The 18,878-nt window shown below is 68.7% G+C and carries 18 protein-coding genes and 4 pseudogenes; 9 read left to right on the top strand and 13 right to left on the bottom strand.

Annotated features, from left to right (window positions below; all coding sequences use genetic code 11):
- Positions 1-47: 47 nt before the first annotated feature.
- Positions 48-512, bottom strand: coding sequence for a transposase family protein (locus tag QTQ03_RS18880; protein WP_289279197.1), 465 nt, complete (start codon positions 510-512; stop codon positions 48-50).
- A gap of 331 nt (positions 513-843) precedes the next feature.
- Here QTQ03_RS18880 and QTQ03_RS18875 point away from each other — a divergent pair, with 331 nt between their 5' ends.
- The 3 genes from QTQ03_RS18875 to QTQ03_RS18865 all read left to right on the top strand — a co-directional run bounded on the left by QTQ03_RS18875 (position 844) and on the right by QTQ03_RS18865 (position 3,293).
- The gene (locus tag QTQ03_RS18875) at positions 844-2,271 is read left to right on the top strand and encodes an IS1380 family transposase (protein WP_289279196.1); all 1,428 of its coding nucleotides are present in this window, start codon (positions 844-846) and stop codon (positions 2,269-2,271) included.
- 189 nt (positions 2,272-2,460) lie between these two features.
- Positions 2,461-2,601, top strand: coding sequence for a hypothetical protein (locus QTQ03_RS18870; protein WP_289279195.1), 141 nt, complete (start codon positions 2,461-2,463; stop codon positions 2,599-2,601).
- Positions 2,602-2,717: 116 nt separating this feature from the next.
- A complete protein-coding gene (locus QTQ03_RS18865) occupies positions 2,718-3,293 on the top strand; it encodes a hypothetical protein (RefSeq protein WP_289279194.1) in 576 nt (191 codons plus the stop codon).
- Positions 3,294-3,403: 110 nt separating this feature from the next.
- Here QTQ03_RS18865 and QTQ03_RS18860 read toward each other — a convergent pair whose 3' ends face one another.
- The 8 genes from QTQ03_RS18860 to QTQ03_RS18825 form a co-directional block, all read right to left on the bottom strand.
- The gene (locus tag QTQ03_RS18860) at positions 3,404-3,799 is read right to left on the bottom strand and encodes a hypothetical protein (protein ID WP_289279193.1); all 396 of its coding nucleotides are present in this window, start codon (positions 3,797-3,799) and stop codon (positions 3,404-3,406) included.
- Positions 3,800-3,829: 30 nt separating this feature from the next.
- On the bottom strand, positions 3,830-5,836 hold the full coding sequence (locus QTQ03_RS18855; RefSeq protein ID WP_289279192.1) for a DUF8224 domain-containing phage-derived protein: 2,007 nt from the start codon (positions 5,834-5,836) through the stop codon (positions 3,830-3,832).
- 608 nt (positions 5,837-6,444) lie between these two features.
- Positions 6,445-7,878 (bottom strand): ISKra4 family transposase, encoded by a 1,434-nt coding sequence (locus QTQ03_RS18850; RefSeq protein WP_289280660.1) that lies wholly within the window; start codon positions 7,876-7,878, stop codon positions 6,445-6,447.
- Positions 7,879-8,012: 134 nt separating this feature from the next.
- Positions 8,013-8,231, bottom strand: a complete 219-nt coding sequence (locus tag QTQ03_RS18845; RefSeq protein ID WP_289279191.1) for a hypothetical protein — start codon at positions 8,229-8,231, stop codon at positions 8,013-8,015.
- 134 nt (positions 8,232-8,365) lie between these two features.
- Positions 8,366-8,782 carry an NUDIX hydrolase gene (locus QTQ03_RS18840; protein ID WP_289279190.1) on the bottom strand — a complete coding sequence of 139 codons (417 nt, stop codon included), beginning with the start codon at positions 8,780-8,782 and terminating at the stop codon, positions 8,366-8,368.
- A 61-nt stretch (positions 8,783-8,843) separates the two neighbouring features.
- The gene (locus QTQ03_RS18835) at positions 8,844-9,287 is read right to left on the bottom strand and encodes a YunG family protein (RefSeq protein ID WP_289279189.1); all 444 of its coding nucleotides are present in this window, start codon (positions 9,285-9,287) and stop codon (positions 8,844-8,846) included.
- A gap of 205 nt (positions 9,288-9,492) precedes the next feature.
- The gene (locus QTQ03_RS18830; RefSeq protein ID WP_289279188.1) at positions 9,493-9,822 is read right to left on the bottom strand and encodes a VOC family protein; all 330 of its coding nucleotides are present in this window, start codon (positions 9,820-9,822) and stop codon (positions 9,493-9,495) included.
- 179 nt (positions 9,823-10,001) lie between these two features.
- Positions 10,002-10,319 (bottom strand): cyclic-phosphate processing receiver domain-containing protein, encoded by a 318-nt coding sequence (locus tag QTQ03_RS18825; RefSeq protein WP_289280893.1) that lies wholly within the window; start codon positions 10,317-10,319, stop codon positions 10,002-10,004.
- Here QTQ03_RS18825 and QTQ03_RS18820 point away from each other — a divergent pair.
- Positions 10,201-11,052 carry a hypothetical protein gene (locus QTQ03_RS18820; protein WP_289281036.1) on the top strand — a complete coding sequence of 284 codons (852 nt, stop codon included), beginning with the start codon at positions 10,201-10,203 and terminating at the stop codon, positions 11,050-11,052. The genes QTQ03_RS18825 and QTQ03_RS18820 overlap by 119 nt on opposite strands.
- A gap of 220 nt (positions 11,053-11,272) precedes the next feature.
- Here QTQ03_RS18820 and QTQ03_RS18815 read toward each other — a convergent pair whose 3' ends face one another.
- Positions 11,273-11,728: a hypothetical protein gene (locus QTQ03_RS18815; protein ID WP_289279187.1), complete on the bottom strand. Its 456-nt coding sequence runs from the start codon at positions 11,726-11,728 to the stop codon at positions 11,273-11,275.
- 310 nt (positions 11,729-12,038) lie between these two features.
- Here QTQ03_RS18815 and QTQ03_RS18810 point away from each other — a divergent pair.
- Positions 12,039-12,230: pseudogene (locus QTQ03_RS18810) on the top strand (ABC transporter permease); the annotation flags it as partial.
- A 15-nt stretch (positions 12,231-12,245) separates the two neighbouring features.
- A pseudogene (locus QTQ03_RS18805) lies at positions 12,246-12,482 on the top strand (helix-turn-helix transcriptional regulator); the annotation flags it as partial.
- A gap of 239 nt (positions 12,483-12,721) precedes the next feature.
- Here QTQ03_RS18805 and QTQ03_RS18800 read toward each other — a convergent pair.
- The 3 genes and pseudogenes from QTQ03_RS18800 to QTQ03_RS18790 all read right to left on the bottom strand — a co-directional run bounded on the left by QTQ03_RS18800 (position 12,722) and on the right by QTQ03_RS18790 (position 15,132).
- The gene (locus tag QTQ03_RS18800) at positions 12,722-13,450 is read right to left on the bottom strand and encodes a YqeB family protein (protein WP_289279186.1); all 729 of its coding nucleotides are present in this window, start codon (positions 13,448-13,450) and stop codon (positions 12,722-12,724) included.
- Positions 13,450-14,235: an ABC transporter permease gene (locus tag QTQ03_RS18795; RefSeq protein ID WP_289279185.1), complete on the bottom strand. Its 786-nt coding sequence runs from the start codon at positions 14,233-14,235 to the stop codon at positions 13,450-13,452. The genes QTQ03_RS18800 and QTQ03_RS18795 overlap by 1 nt, the downstream gene beginning before the upstream one ends.
- Positions 14,232-15,132: pseudogene (locus QTQ03_RS18790) on the bottom strand (ABC transporter ATP-binding protein). Before QTQ03_RS18790 ends, QTQ03_RS18795 begins: the two are co-directional and overlap by 4 nt.
- Before the next feature lie 132 nt (positions 15,133-15,264).
- On the opposite strand from QTQ03_RS18790, the gene QTQ03_RS18785 reads away from it, so the two are divergent.
- From QTQ03_RS18785 to QTQ03_RS30715, 3 genes and pseudogenes are all read left to right on the top strand, one after another.
- Positions 15,265-16,536, top strand: coding sequence for a sensor histidine kinase (locus QTQ03_RS18785; protein ID WP_289279184.1), 1,272 nt, complete (start codon positions 15,265-15,267; stop codon positions 16,534-16,536).
- On the top strand, positions 16,515-17,264 hold the full coding sequence (locus tag QTQ03_RS18780; protein WP_289279183.1) for a response regulator: 750 nt from the start codon (positions 16,515-16,517) through the stop codon (positions 17,262-17,264). The genes QTQ03_RS18785 and QTQ03_RS18780 overlap by 22 nt, the downstream gene beginning before the upstream one ends.
- Before the next feature lie 405 nt (positions 17,265-17,669).
- Positions 17,670-18,839 (top strand): annotated as a pseudogene (locus QTQ03_RS30715) (IS110 family RNA-guided transposase); the annotation flags it as partial.
- Positions 18,840-18,878: the final 39 nt, after the last annotated feature.

The following is an 18,878-nucleotide window of genomic DNA, read 5'->3' as shown; positions in this document are numbered from 1 at the left end:
CGGGCGCAACTGGTGTCGTGCAGGTGCCCGGGTAGCGCCTCGGATGTTCAGATCGGCAGACCGTCGGGGCGCATGACCGCTTGAATGTTCGCGCCGAAGTCGCGGTGCTTCCCGGAATACCAGGCGTCGATCACCTCGCCCTTCACCGACAAAGTGGTCTCGGTGAGCCGGTCACAGTCGAAGAGTTTCCCGTCCAGGATGACGTGCGACCAGCCGTCGTCGGCCACCCGCCGCAGAGCCGTGTGCAGATCCTGCGCCTGGGCCGTGAGCACGGCGATGCCCTCGTCGCGGTAGCGGTACGCGGTCGCCCGAGACACGCCGAACCCAGCGCCGAGCAAGGCCACGTCCTCGGCCTTACGGAACCAGACCAGCACCATCAACGCCTGGTAGAAGCAGGTCAACGCCCGCGTGCCGGTACGGGTTCCCCGAGCCCGGCGTTCGGCGGCAAGAAGCCGACCGAGGTGCTGCACAAGTTCCCTGGGGACGTCGACCATGGCACGATAGGCAATCACGTGGAGCCCTCTCGAAGACGCGGATCTGTCGCAAGGGCGTTGACGATGTGCGGCCTTCCTGCACAACCACGGCGAGCCCGGCGAGCTCAGTGAAGCGATCGAGCATCACCGTCGGCAGGTGGTGGCCGGCGACATCGGTTCTCTGCCGATCCTCGGCGCGCTCTTGCTGACGGTGCCGCATAGACAGGTCGAAGCGGAGGCCGTCCTGCGTCAACCTCGTCCGTTCAGAGCGGATTTGATTCATCGAGGGTCATGAAGGAAAGGTGCGCCTGGCCTGCAAGGATGTGAGTGTCTACGTCATGTCCACAGCAGAGTCGGGTGCACCTTTCTGGTGAGTAAGAGTAGCGGGTGGGATCAGCGGCTGCAGGTCGCGGCGGGTGGGAAGGGTTTGGTCGGGCATGCCGGCGCGGTTTTGCTGCGGCGGTGCGCGGACCGGACCGGGCTGGCCTGGGCGTTGAACGCGGTGCTGCCTCGCGGTGCGGGGCCGGGGTGGTGGGACCGGGGCACGGTCTTGATCTGCCTGGCGACCGCGATCGTGCTCGGCGCGACCAGCATGTCCGACATCGGGCTGCTCGCCCATCAGGCGCTGGTGTTCGCCGAGCCACCGTCGGAAGCGACCGTGCGCCGTGCTCTGGCCGGCCTCGACGAGACCGCCCTGCGCCGGATCGCCAAGGCGCGGGCGAAGGCCCGCGCCCGGGTCTGGGAGCTTCTCGAGCGCCGGCCGCAGGGGTTTCCGTGGCTGCTGGTGGCGGGCAAGCTGCTGACCGGGTGGGTGGTCATCGATCTGGACGCCACCCTGATCACCGCTCACTCCGACAAGCAGGGCGCGGCGGCCACGTTCAAGAAAGGCTTCGGGTTCCACCCCCTCGGGGCGTGGTGCGCGAACACCAGTGAGAGCCTGGCCATGCTGCTGCGGCCGGGCAACGCCGGCTCGAACACCGTGGTTGATCACATCCGGGTGTTGGGTGAGGCGGTCGCCCAACTGCCGGTCAGATACCGGCGCAAGATCCTGGTGCGGGTCGACGGGGCCGGCGCCACCCACGACCTGGTGACCCACCTGGAGCAGATGAACCGGCTGTGGCGCAGCGTGAAGTTCACTGTCGGCTGGACGATCACCGACGCCGACGAGACCGCGATCGCCGTGCTGCCCGCCGATGCCTGGACCAGCAGCCTCGAACCCGACGGTAATGCCACCGATCAGGCGCAGGTCGCCGAGCTGACCGGCCTCAACCAGCGGGTCGGCAACTGGATCGACGGGCTACGGCTGATCGTGCGGCGGACCAGACCGTCCACCCGACACGTCAGGAACCTAACCGACCTGGAGAAACGTACCGGCTGGCGGTACGCGATCGTCGCCACCAACATCCGCCGCATCCACGGCGTGGCCGGCTCTCACCAGCCGCAATGGCTCGACGTGCTGCACCGTTCGCACGCCGGAGTGGAAGATCAGGTGCGCACGAACAAGGCCATGGGCCTGCGAAACCTGCCCTCGAAGGCCTGGACCGTCAACCGCGGCTGGGTCCTAGCCGCGAACATCGCCGCCGATCTGGCCGCCTGGACCCGACTGCTCGGCCTGCACGACCAGCCCGACCTCGCCGACGCCGAACCCGGCACCCTGCGCTACCGGCTGCTGCACCTACCCGCCAAGCTGGCCAGCCACGCCCGCCGGAAGATCCTGTCCATCCCCGACACCTGGCCCTGGGCTGAGGCGTTCCAACTCTGCTGGCACCGCCTAGGCCTGATACCCCCGCCGACCTGACCCGTCCCCCCGGCCCTACCAGCAGAGAAACCACCCGGACCTGGAGAACCGGCGCCCGCGCAGCGACACGCGCCGACCCCGACCCCCAACCGCGTGGGACAAAACGGTCAAACCGAAACGGACGGCGAGGGATCAAAACCCTCTGACGAATCGAGGTCAAGGTGCTGCGCTGTTGGAGAACCGTTGCCGATGCCTGCTCGCTGCCTGCTGTTGGACCAGGGTGCAACCAGCGAAGCAAATGAGCTGATCGGGCGTGTACGCGCCACCGGTGACGACCTGGTACGTGGCTACGCCGAGCGGCTCGCGGAGGAGTACGAGTTGCCCTCGTAATCTCCCGGACCAACAGCAGTACGCGCCGGGCGGCCCTCGCGACTGAACATCCGGAGCCGCGAGTTGCTTGCCGTGGCCCGCTTCTGTCGGACCGATCATTACTGTGAGTATTCGGCGTGGAGTTCGGCGTACGGCCGGCGTTGGTCGGGGTGGCGGCGAGTTCTGCCAATGCTGATCTCGGCGCAGCAGTGGGTGCCTGGGTTGCGGGTGCGATGGGCAGGGCACTCCTCGGCCAGGGCGCGGACCTGGTCGGCTTCCAGCTCGAACGCCTCGCGGGAGTCAAGTACCTACCGGAAACGACGACCATGACCCCGGAAAGCGCCGCCGAATACGAGGCGGTCAGCGACCTGCGCGAGCGGTACCGCCTTACCGCACTACGCCACTTCCTGGCCGACGACGACCTGGACCTCCGCCGATGCATATACTGCCAGGCCTCACCCTGGACCCACAGATGTACCCCAACCAAATGCGCGACCAAGTTGCTCAGGCCGTGCAGATCGCTCGCACCTCAAACGACGACTACCTCCGGCATCGAGTGGAGATCCAGGTCGTGCCCGAGCGATGACCGCGACCGGTCGACGCCATCCGGATCTGCCGCCGACCGGGCGTCACGTTGCGTGACGAGGCGCGGCGGGGTCGAGTGCCCGGTCGTGCCGATAGAGGGCGTCGCGGTCGCTGTTGTACCGATGTGAGTTCGCCGAGAAGTGGCCGTTGAATGTAGGCCTGGCCGCGCAGGTCTTGCATGGCGACCGTGCTTCCCGGCGATGTGCGGACCTTCTGGCAGATGCTGATTGTAGGCGGGCTACAGGTTGTTGATTCGGGCCAGCAGTTCTGCCTCGGTCAGGTTTTCCAGGACCGCGTCCTGCTTGCGGCCCAGGACTGCCAGCAACTTCTCCTTCTCCAGCTTCTTGGCTGCCGCCGCCTTCGCCGCCTGGTCGTCTGAGAGGCGGACGGTGATGACGTGCTTGACGACCTCCAACTTGGTCTCCAAGGTCGACTTGGCCGGATTGGCGTCGGTGGCCACGAACGACTCGGTGTCGACGGCCTTGAGTTCGGCGTTGACCGCCTTGGCCACATCATCGAGGCTGAAGCCGGACTTGTCGGTCAGCGGAAGGTCCCACAACTGTTCCGTGGTCAGCAGTCCCTTGGCCGACGGATAGCGGAACTTCTCCCGCGTGGCCTTTTCAAAGATGGTCACGATGGCCTTCTCCGATTTCTGGGTAGGGAATCAGAACTGGATGCTGATGAGGCGGCGCTGGCCGCCGGTCATGGTCACCTTGGCGACCACAGAGCTGCGGACCGTGGAGCTGAAGCCGAGGCCGGAAAGCTGATCCGGAGACGGCTCGCACTTGGTGCGGTCGCCGAGAACCTCGAACACCTTGCGGTGCGGTTGCAGGTCGCCGCGGAGGAACTCGTTGTAGATCCCCCGCGTCGGCTGGTCGTTCACGCACCCCTTCAGGATGAAGAAGTAGTGCCGGTTGCCGACCTCGTTGTCGTCGAAGTAGTTCGGCGAGTACATGATGGTGGACACCGGTACGAACTGTTCGGTGGTGATGCCCCACAACTCCTTGCCCGCACTGCCCGGCTGTACGTCTTTACCCGGCAGGAAAGCGGTGATTTCCCCGCCGGTAACCGTCATCCGGCCCACCTCGACGGTCTCCTTGTGGCCTACCGCGCGATCGTGGCTGTAATGCTCGATCTTCCCGTTGCTCTCGGTCTCGATAACAAAGCCGACCTGGGTGCTGTCCCGCTTGCGGTACTGGTTCACCTCGATCCGGTACTCACCGTCGGGGACACGGTCGGTCCAGGTGACGTTCTCCACCGGCTCGCGGGAGAGCGTCCCGCTGGCGTTCATGTCGACGTCCAGCTTGTTGCGCTTTTCCTGGTACCAGATGTGGTCGCCGTTGGGTTCGAACACGTGCAGGTCGAGGTCGTCGTGGTTGAACCAGGACAGGCTCACCCGCAGCTTGCCGGTGACGTTGCCGCCGGCCCGCTTGACCTTCTCCTTGATTGAGTCGGTGACGTTGCCGCCGTACGACCAGCCGAAATCGTTGTCCCACTTGAACAACCGCGGAGCAGCCGGGTGCCGGCCGGTCGTGAGACTGACGAAGTGCGGCTCGTAGGTGTTGGCGACCCACAGGTCGATGGTGGTGGCGCCGGGCAGGATGTCCTTCATGAAGGAGACCACGGGAATCTCCTCCGGCTTCGCGTCACGAAGGCACGCACCTGCCGACTTCATGGTGGCCTGCATGAGCAGCCCTTCGATGCCGTCCTTCATCCGCGGCTGTGTGTCGTTGTCGACCCACAGCACGTTGGTGACCGACACATCGGACAGCCGGGCGAACCGTCGCTGCAGCGACTCCTCGATGCCCAACTCGTCAATGGTCTTCATGGCAGCCTTGACCATGGCCGGGGTGATCAACGCCGTGGGGCGCTGGTAATTCTGCGGTGCCACCTTCGTCTCGAACGACCGGACCGCCTGCTCCAGGTCGACGCCCGCGGAGAGGTCCTGGACGAGGGTGCCGATCACCGTGTTGCGGAAGCGTGCCGCCGGGTTCATGGCGTTGGCGAAGACGAAGGCCGGTCTGTCGGTCGCCGTCGTCCACCGGTTCTGCAGCGACCGGAACTCGGTCACCGCCCGACGATGTTCCGTGCCGCGGTAGAGGGCGTTGTCGTCGACAAGGTCGACGACGGTGTCCAGAGCGTGCTGGGTCAACTCGGCCAGGCCACGCTGGAAGACCTGCACCGCGGCGTCAAAGGTGCCCTGTGCCGCGCCGACGTCTTCGATGCGATGCCGCTTCTCCACCCGGCCGTGCAGGTGGTGCCACACCTCGACTTGGCCGTCACACAGCGTTCGGGTGGTCTTCGTCCCGTACTGCGCCTGTGTGGACCGGAAGATGGTGGACAACGGCAGCGAAAGAACGAACTCGTCCAGAGCGGCGGCGACGACGGAGAAGACCGGGTCGGAGGCCGACACCCCGGACCAGACGGTACGGACCCGCCCGGCGTGGATCTCGACGACGTTGCCGAAGTGCTTGATGAAACCGCGGCAGGTCGAGCAGTCGTACTCGGATCGCTCGCGGAACCGCAGATTGGTGTCGGCGGGGAAGGAATCGAGATAGGTGAGCCAGAGTGAGTCCCGGTCGAGGCCGTCGCCGACGGCGTACAACTCACCCCTGGACATGATGGACAGACGCGAAGTCACATCCGTCACGAACTGCTGGAAATCGCCCACCGCTTCATCCCCCTTGATCGCTGGAGATCCTAACGGAGCGAACGCCAATCGGAGAAACGCATTTCCGGCTTTCCGGACGGTCACAGACGGGCGCCGGTGGCCGGCGGTCCGTCGACCGGAACGCGTACGGCGGTGGGGTGCCGGGCCGGTGGTCAGCAATTTCCGCCAGTTGGCCGGTGGCGCCGTTGAGTGCATCCCGGCTCACGCTGTGGTCGCCTTCCCGGGCGCCGGCAGGGCTGGGTGGCCGAACAACTTCTCAGGCACGCCAGGCTCGCACCGAGGGACCGTGTGAACGCGCGCTCGCTCATGCCGCGAAACGTTCGCTACGTAGCGTCACGTCCGGCTCGTGTAGCTGGGCGCACGGCCGTAGCCGAGTTGTGCGCTTCGTGGACTGCAACGTCAAACGGCTTTACCGCTCAATCGTCTTCGATGTATCCCGTGGTGGGGTCAACGATGGCCAGAAAATCGCGGATGTTCTCGGTGTGCTCGTCGAGTGACAGGTTCGAGGTCGGGCTCATGCCGAATCCGTAGCCGGGGCTCGGTCCGCTGAGCCACGTGTAGTCGGTGCCACCGAACTCGTTTGGGTGCGGCTCCTCTGAGGTGATCGTCTATTGTGGGATGGCACCGCCGAGGTAGCGGCTGTTGTGGATGCGTTGTTGTTCCTGGGCCAGGTGCCAGGTCCAGTACTGGTCGAAGTCGCCGTTGCTGATCAGGGTGCGGAGTTTGAGGATTGCTTCGGCGCCGTCGAGGCCCCAGCGAGCGCCGGTGACGTCCATACGATCTTTGACCAGGTGGCGGCAGGCGCCTTCGATCACCCCGGTGGCGATCGGCCACCCGTTGGCCAGCGCGGTCGGGTAGTCCAGGTACGGTTTTTTGGCCAGCAGGTAGGCGGCGGCGACATCGGCGGGTTTGCGTTTGCCGGGGTCCAGGCCGTGGTAGGTGGCCTTGCGTCGGATGGCTGCGGCGACTATGCCGGCCCGTCCGGCCAACACCTGCCGGGCCTGGGCGCGGACCCACCGTTCGGCGTTCGGGTCGCCCTCCGGGTGGAAACACCAGGTGGCCTTCCAGAGGTACTCGATGACGTGGATGAAGTCCACAACAACCGGCAAGGTGATCTTGCGGGTTTTGGCCTCGGCGTGGATCCGGTCGATCTGGTGGGTGTTGCCGTCGACCAGGGCGATCCAGGTCCGAGCGTGGTCGGGGTCGCGGCGGTCGGCCTCGGCGAACCCGGCGGCGATCACCGCCGCGGCGTCGTCGGTCACGCTGGCGTGCAGCCACTTGCCGGAGGTGACCGGCGCCGGGGTAGCAGTTTGGGCCGCTTCGGGGTCCTCGGGCAGGATGTCGGCGATGGTGCGCGGCTTGCCGGTCACGTCGAAGACCGCGGCGACCTCGCACATCCGCTTGCGGTTGCGTTTCTCGCCCTTGGACCGGCGGCCGGCCAGTTTCTGGCTGACCGCGGCCTTGGCGGTGCCCGCGCGGAGCCCGTCGGGGCGCATCACCACCCCTTTGGCGTCGAAGGACAACGCCAGCACATCATCATCGGCCGACCAGTCCGGGGCGTGGGCGGTGTAGAAGGCATCCACATCTATCGCCGCTGCGGCGGCCAACGCCTCGACCTGCCGTTTCCCGATACGCACCGTGGTGGCCCGCTCAATCGCGGCCGCCGCGTCGGTGAACGAGCCGCGGGCCGCCTCGGCCGCGGCCAACCGGCGCAGTCCATGCGAGTGCTTCTCCACGGGCAGGTTCAACACCGCGTCCGCCGGGTTCAGATCGGCCCGCGCCCGCGCCCGGTAGGCGATACGCGTCACCACCACCTCACCGAACCGGGTGGCCAGCGTCCGCTGCCGCCCCCGCTCGGCCCACCCCCGCAGATGGCTATCGGCGTCGGTCACCTCGTCGAGCCGTTCCTCCCGACTGGCACGAAGATCCAGACTGTCCTGCAACAACTGACACAGCAACCGCATGCCATCGGTATGCAGCCGCTCCTCCAGTTCGGCGTGAGTCATCCCCGCCGCATGCTCACCGGACAGGAAGTCCACCATCGCGCCGAACCGCACGGATGAGCCGGCGAAAGCATCGTCCGCCGTCTCGGATGCGTACTCTTGCACCGGGCTCCCTCTTTGCTGATGTTCGTGTCTCGCAACCGACGAACATAGCGGGAGGATCCCTTTCACCATCACAACCAGTAACACATCCCCAGGCCACACAGCGTGTCGCCGCACCTCACCAGAGCCGCACCCAACTCGTTTGGGCGGAGGGCGAACATCTCTCCATCGACTTCGAGGGTGAGTGCCGTGTCGTCGGCCGCACCGTCGGTTTCGGGACGCAAGCCGGGCACGGCCTTGGGGTAGGCATCTCGGTCACCATCGCCGTTGTCTGGATCGATCGCCTTCACGCAGCCATCTTCGTGGATTTGTCTGGCCAGCGTCCTGATCTGGCCTACCGGGGGTCACGTTGCGTGACGAGGCGCGGTGGGGTCGAGTGCGCGGTCGTGCCGATGAGCGCGCACCCCTGGCTTCCGGAGCGACGTCACGTGACGAGGACTGCGGTGAACATCGAGAGATGCGACTCGTGGCCGAGACTCAGGCCGTCAAGGTCGGTCGTCTCGAACCACGCCACAGCGTCGTGCTCGTCCGGCGCGGCGTTGACGGGTGTTCCGGTCCACCTGTCGATCAACCAGATCTGCATGTCGTACGTCGCGGTCCGGATCTCATGCACCGGCGGGCTGGGCGGCTCCGATGCCGTGATTCGCAACTCCTCCCGAAGCTCGCGGAGAAGGCTCTCTTTCGGATCCTCCCTCTCCTTAACATGACCGCCCGGCAGGTCCCACACGTCGGATACCAACGGCGTCCGGCGCTTCGATGACACAGCAACACCCGATCGCCGTCGCGAAGAACGGCCGTCACGATCCGCACCCGACCGGGAGTCGTCAGCGGAGATCGTCATGAGCACGTCCTGACCCGTGCGGACCTGCCGCCGTTCGTGCGCTCGGCCTCTTCGCCGGCCGTCACGGCTGCGTGGATTGCGTTGGTTCGCCGCCGTAGAGGGCTGCGAAGACACGGCCTCGCAGGATCTCGTACTGCTGGCGGCATCGCCGAGGTGGGCCCGGCGAACGTTGCTGGACTTGACCGCCGACAACGACTTCCGGTGGCTGGAACTGGTCAGCTGTCAGATCGACCTCGCGGCCGTCGGCCAACCGATTCCAGTAGTGGTAGCCGACCTTGACGTCTCCGGCGAGGACCTCGCCGAGGATCAGCTCTCCGCCGAGCAGGTCCTGAATGATCAAGGCAGTCACCCCGCATTGACCACGTGCTGCGTTGCCGGCGTGCCAATCCTGCACATCGTGCGGGTCGCAGGTATCCGCTCCCCAGCCGCTGCGTAGTACGGGCCGCAGCATCTCCAGGTCAATCGCGAGTGGGACTGATCGTTGGTTGCGCTCTTCAGACGTCATCCAGGAAGGGTCAGCCCTCGACCAGGTCGAGAGTCAAGAAACATCCCGCCTCGGGTCCCGACCGGCCGAACGGCGCCGCTACGTAGCGGGCGCGCTCATCTGCCGCTTCCAGGGCGCTCGTTGACCGGCGGAGACGTCGCGCTCCGCACAAGTCACCAGCTCGCCAGACTCGAGGGGCTTGTCGGGACGGTAGGCCGTTGGCTGGTCAGCGGTGGCTGACGACGTTGACCACGTTGCCGTCCGGGTCGCGGACGAAGAAGCGCCGGACGCCCCACTGCTCGTCGGTAATCGGGTGCACGATCTCTGCGCCCGTCGCGCACACCGCCTCGTAGACGGCGTTGACGTCAGCGACCTCCACGCTGAGGTCCGGGTTTACAGGAGCCGCTGCATCTTTGGTGATGAGGATGACCTGGGCGGTGGGGTCGGACGGTGAGACCAAGTTGACCACCCAGCCCAGGTTCATCTCCTCGCGGAAGCCCAGAAGCTGGTAGAAGCCGCTGCTCGCGACCGGATCGGCGGTGGTGATGTCGGGCACGGCACGGCGAATCGTCATGCCGGATTCTGGCACGCGAGGTACTTGCTCGTGTGGGTAGTGGGCCCCGCTGACGAGGTGCCAGTGCGGACGCTGCGGAGCACTCGGACCATGACGTGCCGCGGCATCCTGATCTGCCGCAGGCCGAGTGTGGTGGCCGGCCGACGACGTGTTCGAACCGATCAGCTCACCGCAGGGCCGTCGAGATAGCCGACCTCCGCGGAACCCGACGCGACATGGACGCGATAGCCCCAGTGCCGTAAGACCTGCGCGATCTTCGCAGCGCCGCCCGGGTTGGAGGAATGGACATTGACAACGCCGATGTCGAAGGGGCGCTTCTCGAAGGCGGCCTGTTCCAGGATCTCCACGACCGGCCAGATCGTGTCGTCGCCGCCCAAGTCGTGGTCCAGCCACAGCTCGTCCAGGGCGCCGGTCGAGCAGGTACGCCGGCGCGGTCGGCAACGCACCCGCCGTACCCGGGCCGCCGCCGTCCTGGCCAGCGCTGTCGCCGTCGCCGTGGTCGCCTCGGGCGCAGTGGCGTTGGCCGGCCGTCCGGACGTGGCTCCGGTGCCCCTGTCCACCGTCGATCCGACGATCCCCGCCCCGAACCCCGACCCGTCGCCGACCGGCGACCCGAGCCCGGGCCGTGCCACGCCGTCGAGTCCGGCCCCGACCACCGGCCAGGCCAAGCAGGTGATCCCGGCGGAGGCGATGCTGCAACTCGCCGACCTGCCCCTGCCGTCCGGCTGGACGATGACGAGAGAAGTAGACACCGACTGGACCCTGGAAGCGGAAGCCGCCGCCCGCTGTGACAACCGTCCGCCGTGGATAATGGTCGACGTCGTGGCCACGGCAACCGCGCAGTTTGACTCCCCCACCCACCATTTGGTCGAGCGGGCGACCGGACACTCCGGCGACGGGGCCGCCACCTCGATGCAGCGGCTGCGACAGGTGATCGCCGACTGCGTACCGGTGCGTCCCGTCCGTTCCGGCGCAATGACGATCATGGCTGAAGGGCTGGGTGGTGACGAATCGATGCTGGTCGGATCCGGCGGTGACCCGATGGATGCGGGGTCGTGGGACGAAGCCGGCCCCCCGAGGCGGATGCTGATCGTCCGTCAGGGCTACCTGGTGGCCCAACTCCGACTCGACTTCAATGCTACGGCGGCCGACGCTCGTTACTGGGCGAAGAAGGTGGCGCCCCGGCTTTGCGCCGGCACCGACGTTTGCTGACCGCCAGTGACGACCGAGACCACCGTGGGGTAGCCGGCCGCCGGGCTGGTGGGTGGTGGGCACGGATGAGCAGTTGATCGCGGTGCTGGTCGATCGGACCCGGGGTGACGGGCTGAAGCTGACCGGCGAGGGTGGGCTGCTGGGCCGTGCGCTGGAAGGCACCCTTGACAATCCCACGATCAGCAGCCGCCGGACCGCGGCGCCGGCGACCCGCGTTGGCTCAGGTGTCTTCGGTGCCCTGAATCAGCTGGAGCACGTGCTGCGTGGTGTGCACGGCGGCAACCGCCACCTCGGTCTTCACCTCGGCGCTCATCGGTTCGCGGGTGACCAGCCGGACGCCGACGAACAGATTGGCGTCGACGACGTCGATGGTGGTTTCGGTGGCCAGTCGCTGGTAGCGGATGCCGTCGGCGTTGATTGCGTCGCCGCCCGGGAAAGGGCTGGCGGAACTGGCCGGAGCGGTCTGGTCGAAACCGGTCCGGGCTTCCGTCGGGCTGTTCGCGGCCCGGACGGTGACATGCACGAACCCACCGGGCTTGCCGCCACCATCGAAGAACCACTTGTCGCAGCGGAACCCCGGCCCTTGGTCAAGATCCTCTGCTGGCAAGGGTAACGGGCTGCCGAGTGCGGCTCCTGCCAGATCGTAGTCGAGACGGTCACAGATGTCGGCTGGCACCTGGTAGGTGCGGTCCGCCCTCGTCGACCGCTCGGGCGTGGGGTCGGCAGTGCAGGCTCCGAGGAGCGGCAGGAGTAACGCTGCGTGGGCTGCCGCTCGGGTTCGAAGGATCATGGTGAGGCATTATGCCCGCCTCGGTATGCGCGGACGACATCGAACCCGCGCCCCATCTGCGCCAGCCGCGTCGTTGGCGGCGAACCCCGAAGGCTATCGCGGCTGCGTCCACGGAGGTCGCTGCGCCAGTCGGGCAGCTAGGCCGACGACGGGCGCTGCCGTCCGTTGGACGCGCAAAGGGGCGTCGGTGGAGGTCGCTGCGCCAATTCCGGCCGACCTGGCGGCGGTCGAGCTCGGCGGATCCTGGCGCCATCCGGAGATGCTCGGCGTGCTCGGCGCCTGGGCGGTGCTCGGGCTCGTGCTGGCCCCGGTGCTGCTGCGCCGGATGGCCCGCCGGGAGTCCGGCTCGCGGGTCGCGGCCCGGCGGGAGCAGGCCATGCAGCGGGTGGATGAGAGGGCGGCGATGAGCGAGACCGTGCACAACCGGATCGCGGTGCTGCGCGCCGAGCGGGGCGTCTCCCGGCGGCAGCTCGCCGACGAACTCGGTGTGCACTACCAGACCATCGGTTACCTGGAACGGGGCGAGTTCCGGCCCAGCCTGCACCTGGCGCTGCGCATCGCCGCGTACTTCGAGGTACCGGTCGAGGTGGTCTGCTCCATCGAGCCGTTCCCCCGCACCGGCGACGCCGCGGCCGGCGCCGGCCAACAGCTGTCTCAGGGTGTCGACGCGGATCGATGTGGTGCACGGGGCCGCGTCGGTGGTGGGACCCCCGCCCCGGTGCTCCCGATCTGGTTCTCTGACCCAACGCGATTTCGTGTTTGTCCGACCCTGGGTGACCTTGTGCGATGGCGGCGTAGCTCGAAGCCGGCATGGCGGGTCAGGACTCGGTACGGCTGCTGCTCGGTCATCGGCGCCGTCCCGGTGTCTCAACCGTCCTGCTATTGCCCGTCCGAGAATTCCTCCCGGCGGAGCGGAAGGGTGACCGTCCGCCAGTACTGGCGACGATCCTGGTCCCGGACCACCACCCCGAGCCGGGCCAGTTCGGTGCGTAGTTCCCGCGCGTCCCGGCGCCGGTCCCGATCCACGGCGCGCTGCCGGGCGCGCAGCAGCGCGTCCGCCCCCGCCGGCAGGCCGGGCAGCCCCTCCACCCACCGCCGGTACGCCGCATCGTGCGGGTCGACGTCCTGCCACGGCCAGCCGTGCCCGGCGAAGGCGTCCCGCAGCCGCTCCCGGCTCAGGTCGCCGCGTTCCCGGGCCAGTTCCTCACCGGCCGAGCCGAGCACCACCAGGTGTTTGCGGTCACAGAAGACGGCGCTGACCGGACGCCGCGGCACCGAACGCTCCGCGCCGTCGCGGCGCAGCCGCACCTGCTCCCGGTCGACAGCCACGATCAGCCGCTCTCGGGTGCCGACGCCGGCGAGTAACAGCCCGGCCGCGAGGCCGATCGCCGCAGCGACCGCCGCGGCCGGCCGCGGCGGCTGGCGGGCCAGCAGCTCGAACAGGCCCTGCCACGGCGCCCAGCGCAGCCCGGTCACCCAGTCGGCGGCGGCGACCAGCGCCCACCCCGCCCCGGCTCCGGCCAGCGGGAAGCCACCCCACATCACCGCCAGTTCCTCGCCGCCGCCATCCACTGTTGTGGCGGCGGCGGGCTGCCACCCATCGCGCATCAGGACGTCTCCCGCCCCAGGGTCCGCAGTATGCCGGCGACCGAGGGCACGGCTACCCAGACCAGTACCGAGACCGCCAGCCGGCCCCACTGCCCGGCGGTCACCTCGTTGCCGAAGAGCGGTTCCATGGTGACCGAGGTGTCGAGCCAACGTGCCGGGCCTTGCAGCGCCGAGATCATCGCGGCGAGGATGCTCCAGACCGTCGGCAGCAGCAGATAGCTGACGATCGCCAACGGAGTGTTGAGCAGCAGCAGGCCGAACGCGGCCCCCATCAGCACGTTGACGAGCTGGATCACGGCCGCGTGCAGCACCAGCGCCCACTCGCCGTCCCAGCTGCCGGCTCCACCGGTGGCCTCGGCGGCGAGTGTGCCGGCAGCGGCCACGGCCAGGTTCACCACCACCGACGCGAGTGCCGCCAGCATCACCGCCGCGAGCTTGGCCAGCACCACCCGTTCCCGATGTGGCACCAGGGCGAACGTGGTCAGCGCGGTGCGCTGCGTCCACTCGGAGGTGACCGACAAGATGCCGACCACCGGCAGCAGCAGGCCCACCGGGAGCAGCGACGGGGCGAGGAAGCCAGTGAAGGTCCGCTGCGCGTCGTCCAACACGAAGAGCTGCACCACGGCGATGGCGACCGCGATCAGCCCGATGGTGGCCAGCAGCCAGCGGCCGGCGCGGGTGTCGGTGAGCTTGCGTAGCTCGACGGAGGTCAGCCGGGCCATGGACGGCCTGACGGCCGCGACGCGGGGGCCCGCCTCGGTGGTGGGGGCGACGGTCGTGGTCACTTGACGGCATCCTTCGTGGTCGCGCCGGCGGTTAGGGTGAGGAAGAGCTGTTCGAGGCCACCGCTGGCGGGCCGCAGCTCGGTGAGGACCAATCCGGCGTCGGCGGCGGCCTGACCCACGACGCCCGGCTCGGCGTGCACGACGAAACCGCCGTTGGTGTCGGCGGTGGCGTTCAGTGCGGCCCGCTTCAGGGTGAGCCGCAGGGCATGCGAGTCCCACGCCCGTACCAGGGTGCCCGTGCCGGCGAGCAGTTCGTCCCTGCCGCCCTGGGCGACGATCCGGCCGCCGCCGATCACCACAAGCCGGTCGGCGACCGCCTCCACCTCGCGCAGCAGGTGCGAGGAGAGCAACACGGTGCCGCCCCGGTCGGCGAAGTCGCGCAGCAGGCCGCGCATCCAGAAGATGCCCTCCGGGTCCAGGCCGTTGGCCGGCTCGTCGAGGATCAGTACCCGGGGGTCACCCAGCAGGGCCAGCGCCAGGCCGAGCCGCTGCCGCATCCCCAGCGAGTACGCCCCCACCCGCCCGCCGCCTGGCGGCGACCGCGTTCAACCCGACCAGGTCCAGCGCCGCGGCGACCCGCCGACGGTCCACGCCCATCGTCGTGGCGGCCAGGGTCAGCGTCTCCCGCCCGGTGCGCCCCGAGTGCTGGGCCGAGGCGTCGAGCAGCACCCCGATCTCCCGCCCAGGGTTGGGCAGCTGCCGGTACGGCCGGCCGGCGACCGTTGCGCCGCCGCCGGTCGGTGGGGTCAACCCGCAGATCATCCGCATGGTGGTGGACTTGCCGGCACCGTTCGGCCCGAGGAAGCCGGTGACGGTGCCCGGCTCGCAGTGGAACGAGACGTCCTCGACGACCGTGTCCGGGCCGTACCGCTTGGTGAGGTGTTCGACCGTGATCATGACGTCGATGCTGCCGGGGCGACCCGGTGGTGCGCTGCCTCCGACCGTCTGTCGTCGGGTAGACCTCGGGCCACGGCCGGCGTCGACTTTAGTAGCTGTCGGGCATCCCCGGCCGGTCCCTACGATTGACCGGTGACCAGCACCGCCGTACCCGACCACCCCTGGCTCCTTCCGGGCGCCCTGACGGCCCCCACGGCCCGTGGGCGGACGCCGCGGGACTGGTTCGTCGACAGCCTCTGCTTCCTGGCCGCCCTTGGCTGGGCCGTGGTGGCGTGGGGCGATTCGCTGTTGGACGAGCCAGATCTTGCGCTGAACACCGGCCCCAGCTGGCTCAACGAGGTCGACTTCCTGGCCAGCCTGGTGCTCTGCGCCGCCCTCTGGGTCCGTCGGCGCTGGCCGGTGGGGTTGGCGTTGGCCAGCCTGCCGCTGGCGCTGTTCTCGGTCAGCAGCGGCGTGGCGCTGCTGATCGTGCTGTTCACGGTGACCGTGCACCGGCCTTTCCCGGTCGCCGCCGGCATGTTCGGTGCGCACCTGCTCATCGCGCCGATCTATCTGCGGCTGCGCCCCGAACCGGGGACGTCGCTGTGGCTGAACGTGGTCTTGATCCTGCTGACCCTCGGGGCCGTGCTGGCCTGGGGCATGTTCGTCCGGGCGCGCCGCCAGTTGGTGGTGTCGCTGCGGGAGCGGGCGCACCGGGCCGAGGCGGAGCAGCAGCTGCGAGTGACGCAGGCCCGGCAGTTGGAACGAACCCGCATCGCCCGGGAGATGCATGACGTGTTGGCTCACCGCATCTCGCTGCTCAGCCTGCACGCCGGAGCATTGGAGTTTCGTCCGGACACCTCGGCCGAGGAAGTGGCCAGGGTGGCCGGGGTGATCCGAGGCAGCGCACACGCCGCCCTGCAGGACCTGCGGGAGGTGATCGGGGTGCTCCGGGCGGAGACCGGCGTGGCGGAGGGCGCCGAACCGGAGCGGCCTCAGCCCACCCTCGTCGACGTGCCGACGCTGATCGGCGAGTCCCGAGCCGCCGGAGTCCGGGTGAGCGTCGTCGAGGAGGTCGCCGACCGGGGGGAGGTGCCGCCCGCGGTGGGCCGCAGCGCGTACCGGATCGTGCAGGAGGGGCTGACCAACGCCCGCAAGCACGCCCCGGGCGCGGTCGTCGACGTGCGGCTCGCCGGGCGCCGGGGTGACGGGCTCACTGTCGAGATCCGCAACCCGTGGCCGGTCGGCGCGGCGGGGGAGGGCGCGGCGAGCCCCGCAGCCGGCTCCGGCGCCGGCATTCCCGGCGCCGGGACCGGCCTCGTCGGCGTCGCCGAGCGGGTCGGCCTAGCCGGCGGACGGCTGGAGCACGGACGGGACGCGGCAGGGCATTTCCGGCTCGCCGCGTGGCTGCCATGGCCGGCATGACCGGTCCGGGGCCTGACGGGTCAGGCCCCGGGGGGCTGGACGGCCCGCCGCCCGGTGACGGGGCGCCGGCTGGTTCGGTGCGGGTGTTGATCGTCGACGACGATCCACTGGTCCGGGCCGCACTGTCGATGATCATCGGCGGTGCGCCGGACCTCACGGTGGCGGGGGAGGCCACCGACGGCACCGAGGTGCCCGCGGCCGTGGCCGCGTACGCGCCGGACGTCGTCCTGATGGACATCCGCATGCCGCGGCTCGACGGGCTGGCTGCCACGGAGGAACTGCGGTCCGCGCCCAACCCGCCCGAAGTGCTGGTGCTGACCACGTTCGATGCCGACGAACAGGTGCTGCGGGCACTGCGGGCTGGGGCGGGAGGCTTCCTACTCAAGGACACCGCACCGGCCGAGATCGTGCATGCCGTCCGCCGGGTGGCAGCGGGTGAGACCATGCTCTCCCCGACGGTCACCCGCCAACTGGTCGCGCACGTCACCGGGACCGTTGGCGCTGAGCCGCGCCGCCAGCGGGCACAGCGGCAACTCGCCACGTTGAGCGAGCGGGAGCGGGAGGTCGCGATCGCGCTCGGTCAGGGCTGCAGCAACGCCGAGATCGCGGGGGAACTGTTCATGAGCGTGGCGACGGTCAAGGCGTACGTGTCGCGGCTGCTGGTGAAGCTGGGCCTCAACAACCGGGTCCAGGTGGCGCTCCTGGTCCACGACGCCGGTCTGGTCTGAGCGCCCGGCACCCCCAGGGGTGGATTCGTGCGCTGTGGCGCCGGTGGGCCAACGCAGTCGGTGACCTACCCACCTGCCCGTCCGGTGCGTGAAGCCCGACCGGGCAGGGACACGGCGATCGGTGGACCCTCGCGGGTCAGGCGCCGGTGGGCAGGTCTAATGAGTTCTGGGAGTGAGCCATCCGGCAAACTCCTGGCGGGTAGGTAGCCGCCGGCAGACGAGCACTCCGTGGGCCTGGACGTGGAGTCCTGTTCAAAGATCGTGCCGCTGCTGGTCGGTGTTGGAGGGTTGATCGCTGATGGGATGTCGTGCCCGGCCGGTCGCGGCGTGAGCACTGCTTCATTAGGTCGCTGATAGTTCTCCGCCTGGCTACCTGTGGTATCGGTTCGACAGGCAGGAGAGGCGTTGCTGTTCGTAGGAGATGACTGGGCGGAGGACCACCACGACGTTGAGGTGATGGACGCTTCCGGCCGCCGGCTGGCCAAGGCCCGGCTTCCCGAGGGCATGGCGGGCATGGCGAGACTGCACGCGATGATCGGGCAGGTGCTCGGCGACGATATCGATGCCGAGGACATCGCCGGGCCGGTGAAGATCGGGATCGAGACCGATCGGGGTCCGTGGGTGCAGGCGCTGGTTGCGGCGGGCTACACGGTGTATTCGGTGAACCCGTTGCAGGCGGCCCGGTACCGGGAACGCCTCGCCTTGTCGGGGCCAAGAGCGATGCGGCCGACGCGCACATGCTGGCTGATATGGTCCGTACCGACTCGCACCAGTTGCGTCCGATCGCTGGGGACAGCGCCGAGGCGGAGGCGGCCAAGGTTGTCACCCGGATGCACAAGACGCTGATCTGGGAACGCACGGGCAGGGCAGCGGCTACGGCACGCATTGCGGGAGTACTTCCCGGCCGCGTTGGTAGCGTTCGAGGACTTGGACGTCGGCGACAGCCTGGAACTGCTGGCGGAGGCACCCGACCCGGCCGCTGCCGCGAAGCTGAGCGGCAGCCAGATCAGCGCGGCGCTCAAACGGGCCCGCCGCCGGGACATCCCGACGAAGGCGGCGGCGATCCAGGCCGCCCTGCGCACCGAGCAGCTCGGCCAGCCGGACGTGCTCACCGCCGCGTATGCCGCGACGGTACGGGCACTGGTCGCCCTGCTGGGCACTCTCAACAAGCACGTCAAGGCCCTGCAAGGGCAGGTGGAGGACCATTTTGGTCGACACCCGGCCGCTGAGATCATCCTGTCCCAGCCGGGACTCGGTGTGGTCCTCGGCGCCCGGGTGCTCGCGGAGTTCGGTGACGACCACGACCGTTACGCCTCGGCGAAGGCCCGAAGGAACTACGCCGGCACCAGCCCGATCACCCGCGCGTCCGGGAAGAAGAGAGCCGTCATGGCCCGGTTCGTGCACAACGACCGACTCGTCGACGCGCTGATAACCCAGGCGTTCTCCGCGCTGAAGGCATCGCCCGGAGCTCGGGCCTACTACGACCGGCAACGCGCCTGCGGCGCCAACCACAGCGCCGCGCTGCGCCAGCTCGCCAACCGACTCGTCGGCATCCTGCACGGATGCCTCAAAACCGACCCCGCGTCCGGTGTTCCACTCGAACCGGTCCCGTGT

The organism is Micromonospora sp. WMMA1363 (assembly GCF_030345795.1).
In the GTDB taxonomy this organism is placed as follows: Bacteria; Actinomycetota; Actinomycetes; order Mycobacteriales; family Micromonosporaceae; genus Micromonospora.
This window is presented reverse-complemented; position numbering and strand designations above follow the sequence as displayed.

Bases quoted from the DNA above. Each gene is read 5' to 3' on its own strand.
- QTQ03_RS18870 (WP_289279195.1), top strand. From the start codon at position 2,461: ATGCCTGCTCGCTGCCTGCTGTTGGACCAGGGTGCAACCAGCGAAGCA.
- QTQ03_RS18850 (WP_289280660.1), bottom strand. From the start codon at position 7,878: ATGGTGGACTTCCTGTCCGGTGAGCATGCGGCGGGGATGACTCACGCC.
- QTQ03_RS18840 (WP_289279190.1), bottom strand. From the start codon at position 8,782: ATGACGATCTCCGCTGACGACTCCCGGTCGGGTGCGGATCGTGACGGC.
- QTQ03_RS18835 (WP_289279189.1), bottom strand. From the start codon at position 9,287: ATGACGTCTGAAGAGCGCAACCAACGATCAGTCCCACTCGCGATTGAC.
- QTQ03_RS18800 (WP_289279186.1), bottom strand. From the start codon at position 13,450: ATGCGCGATGGGTGGCAGCCCGCCGCCGCCACAACAGTGGATGGCGGC.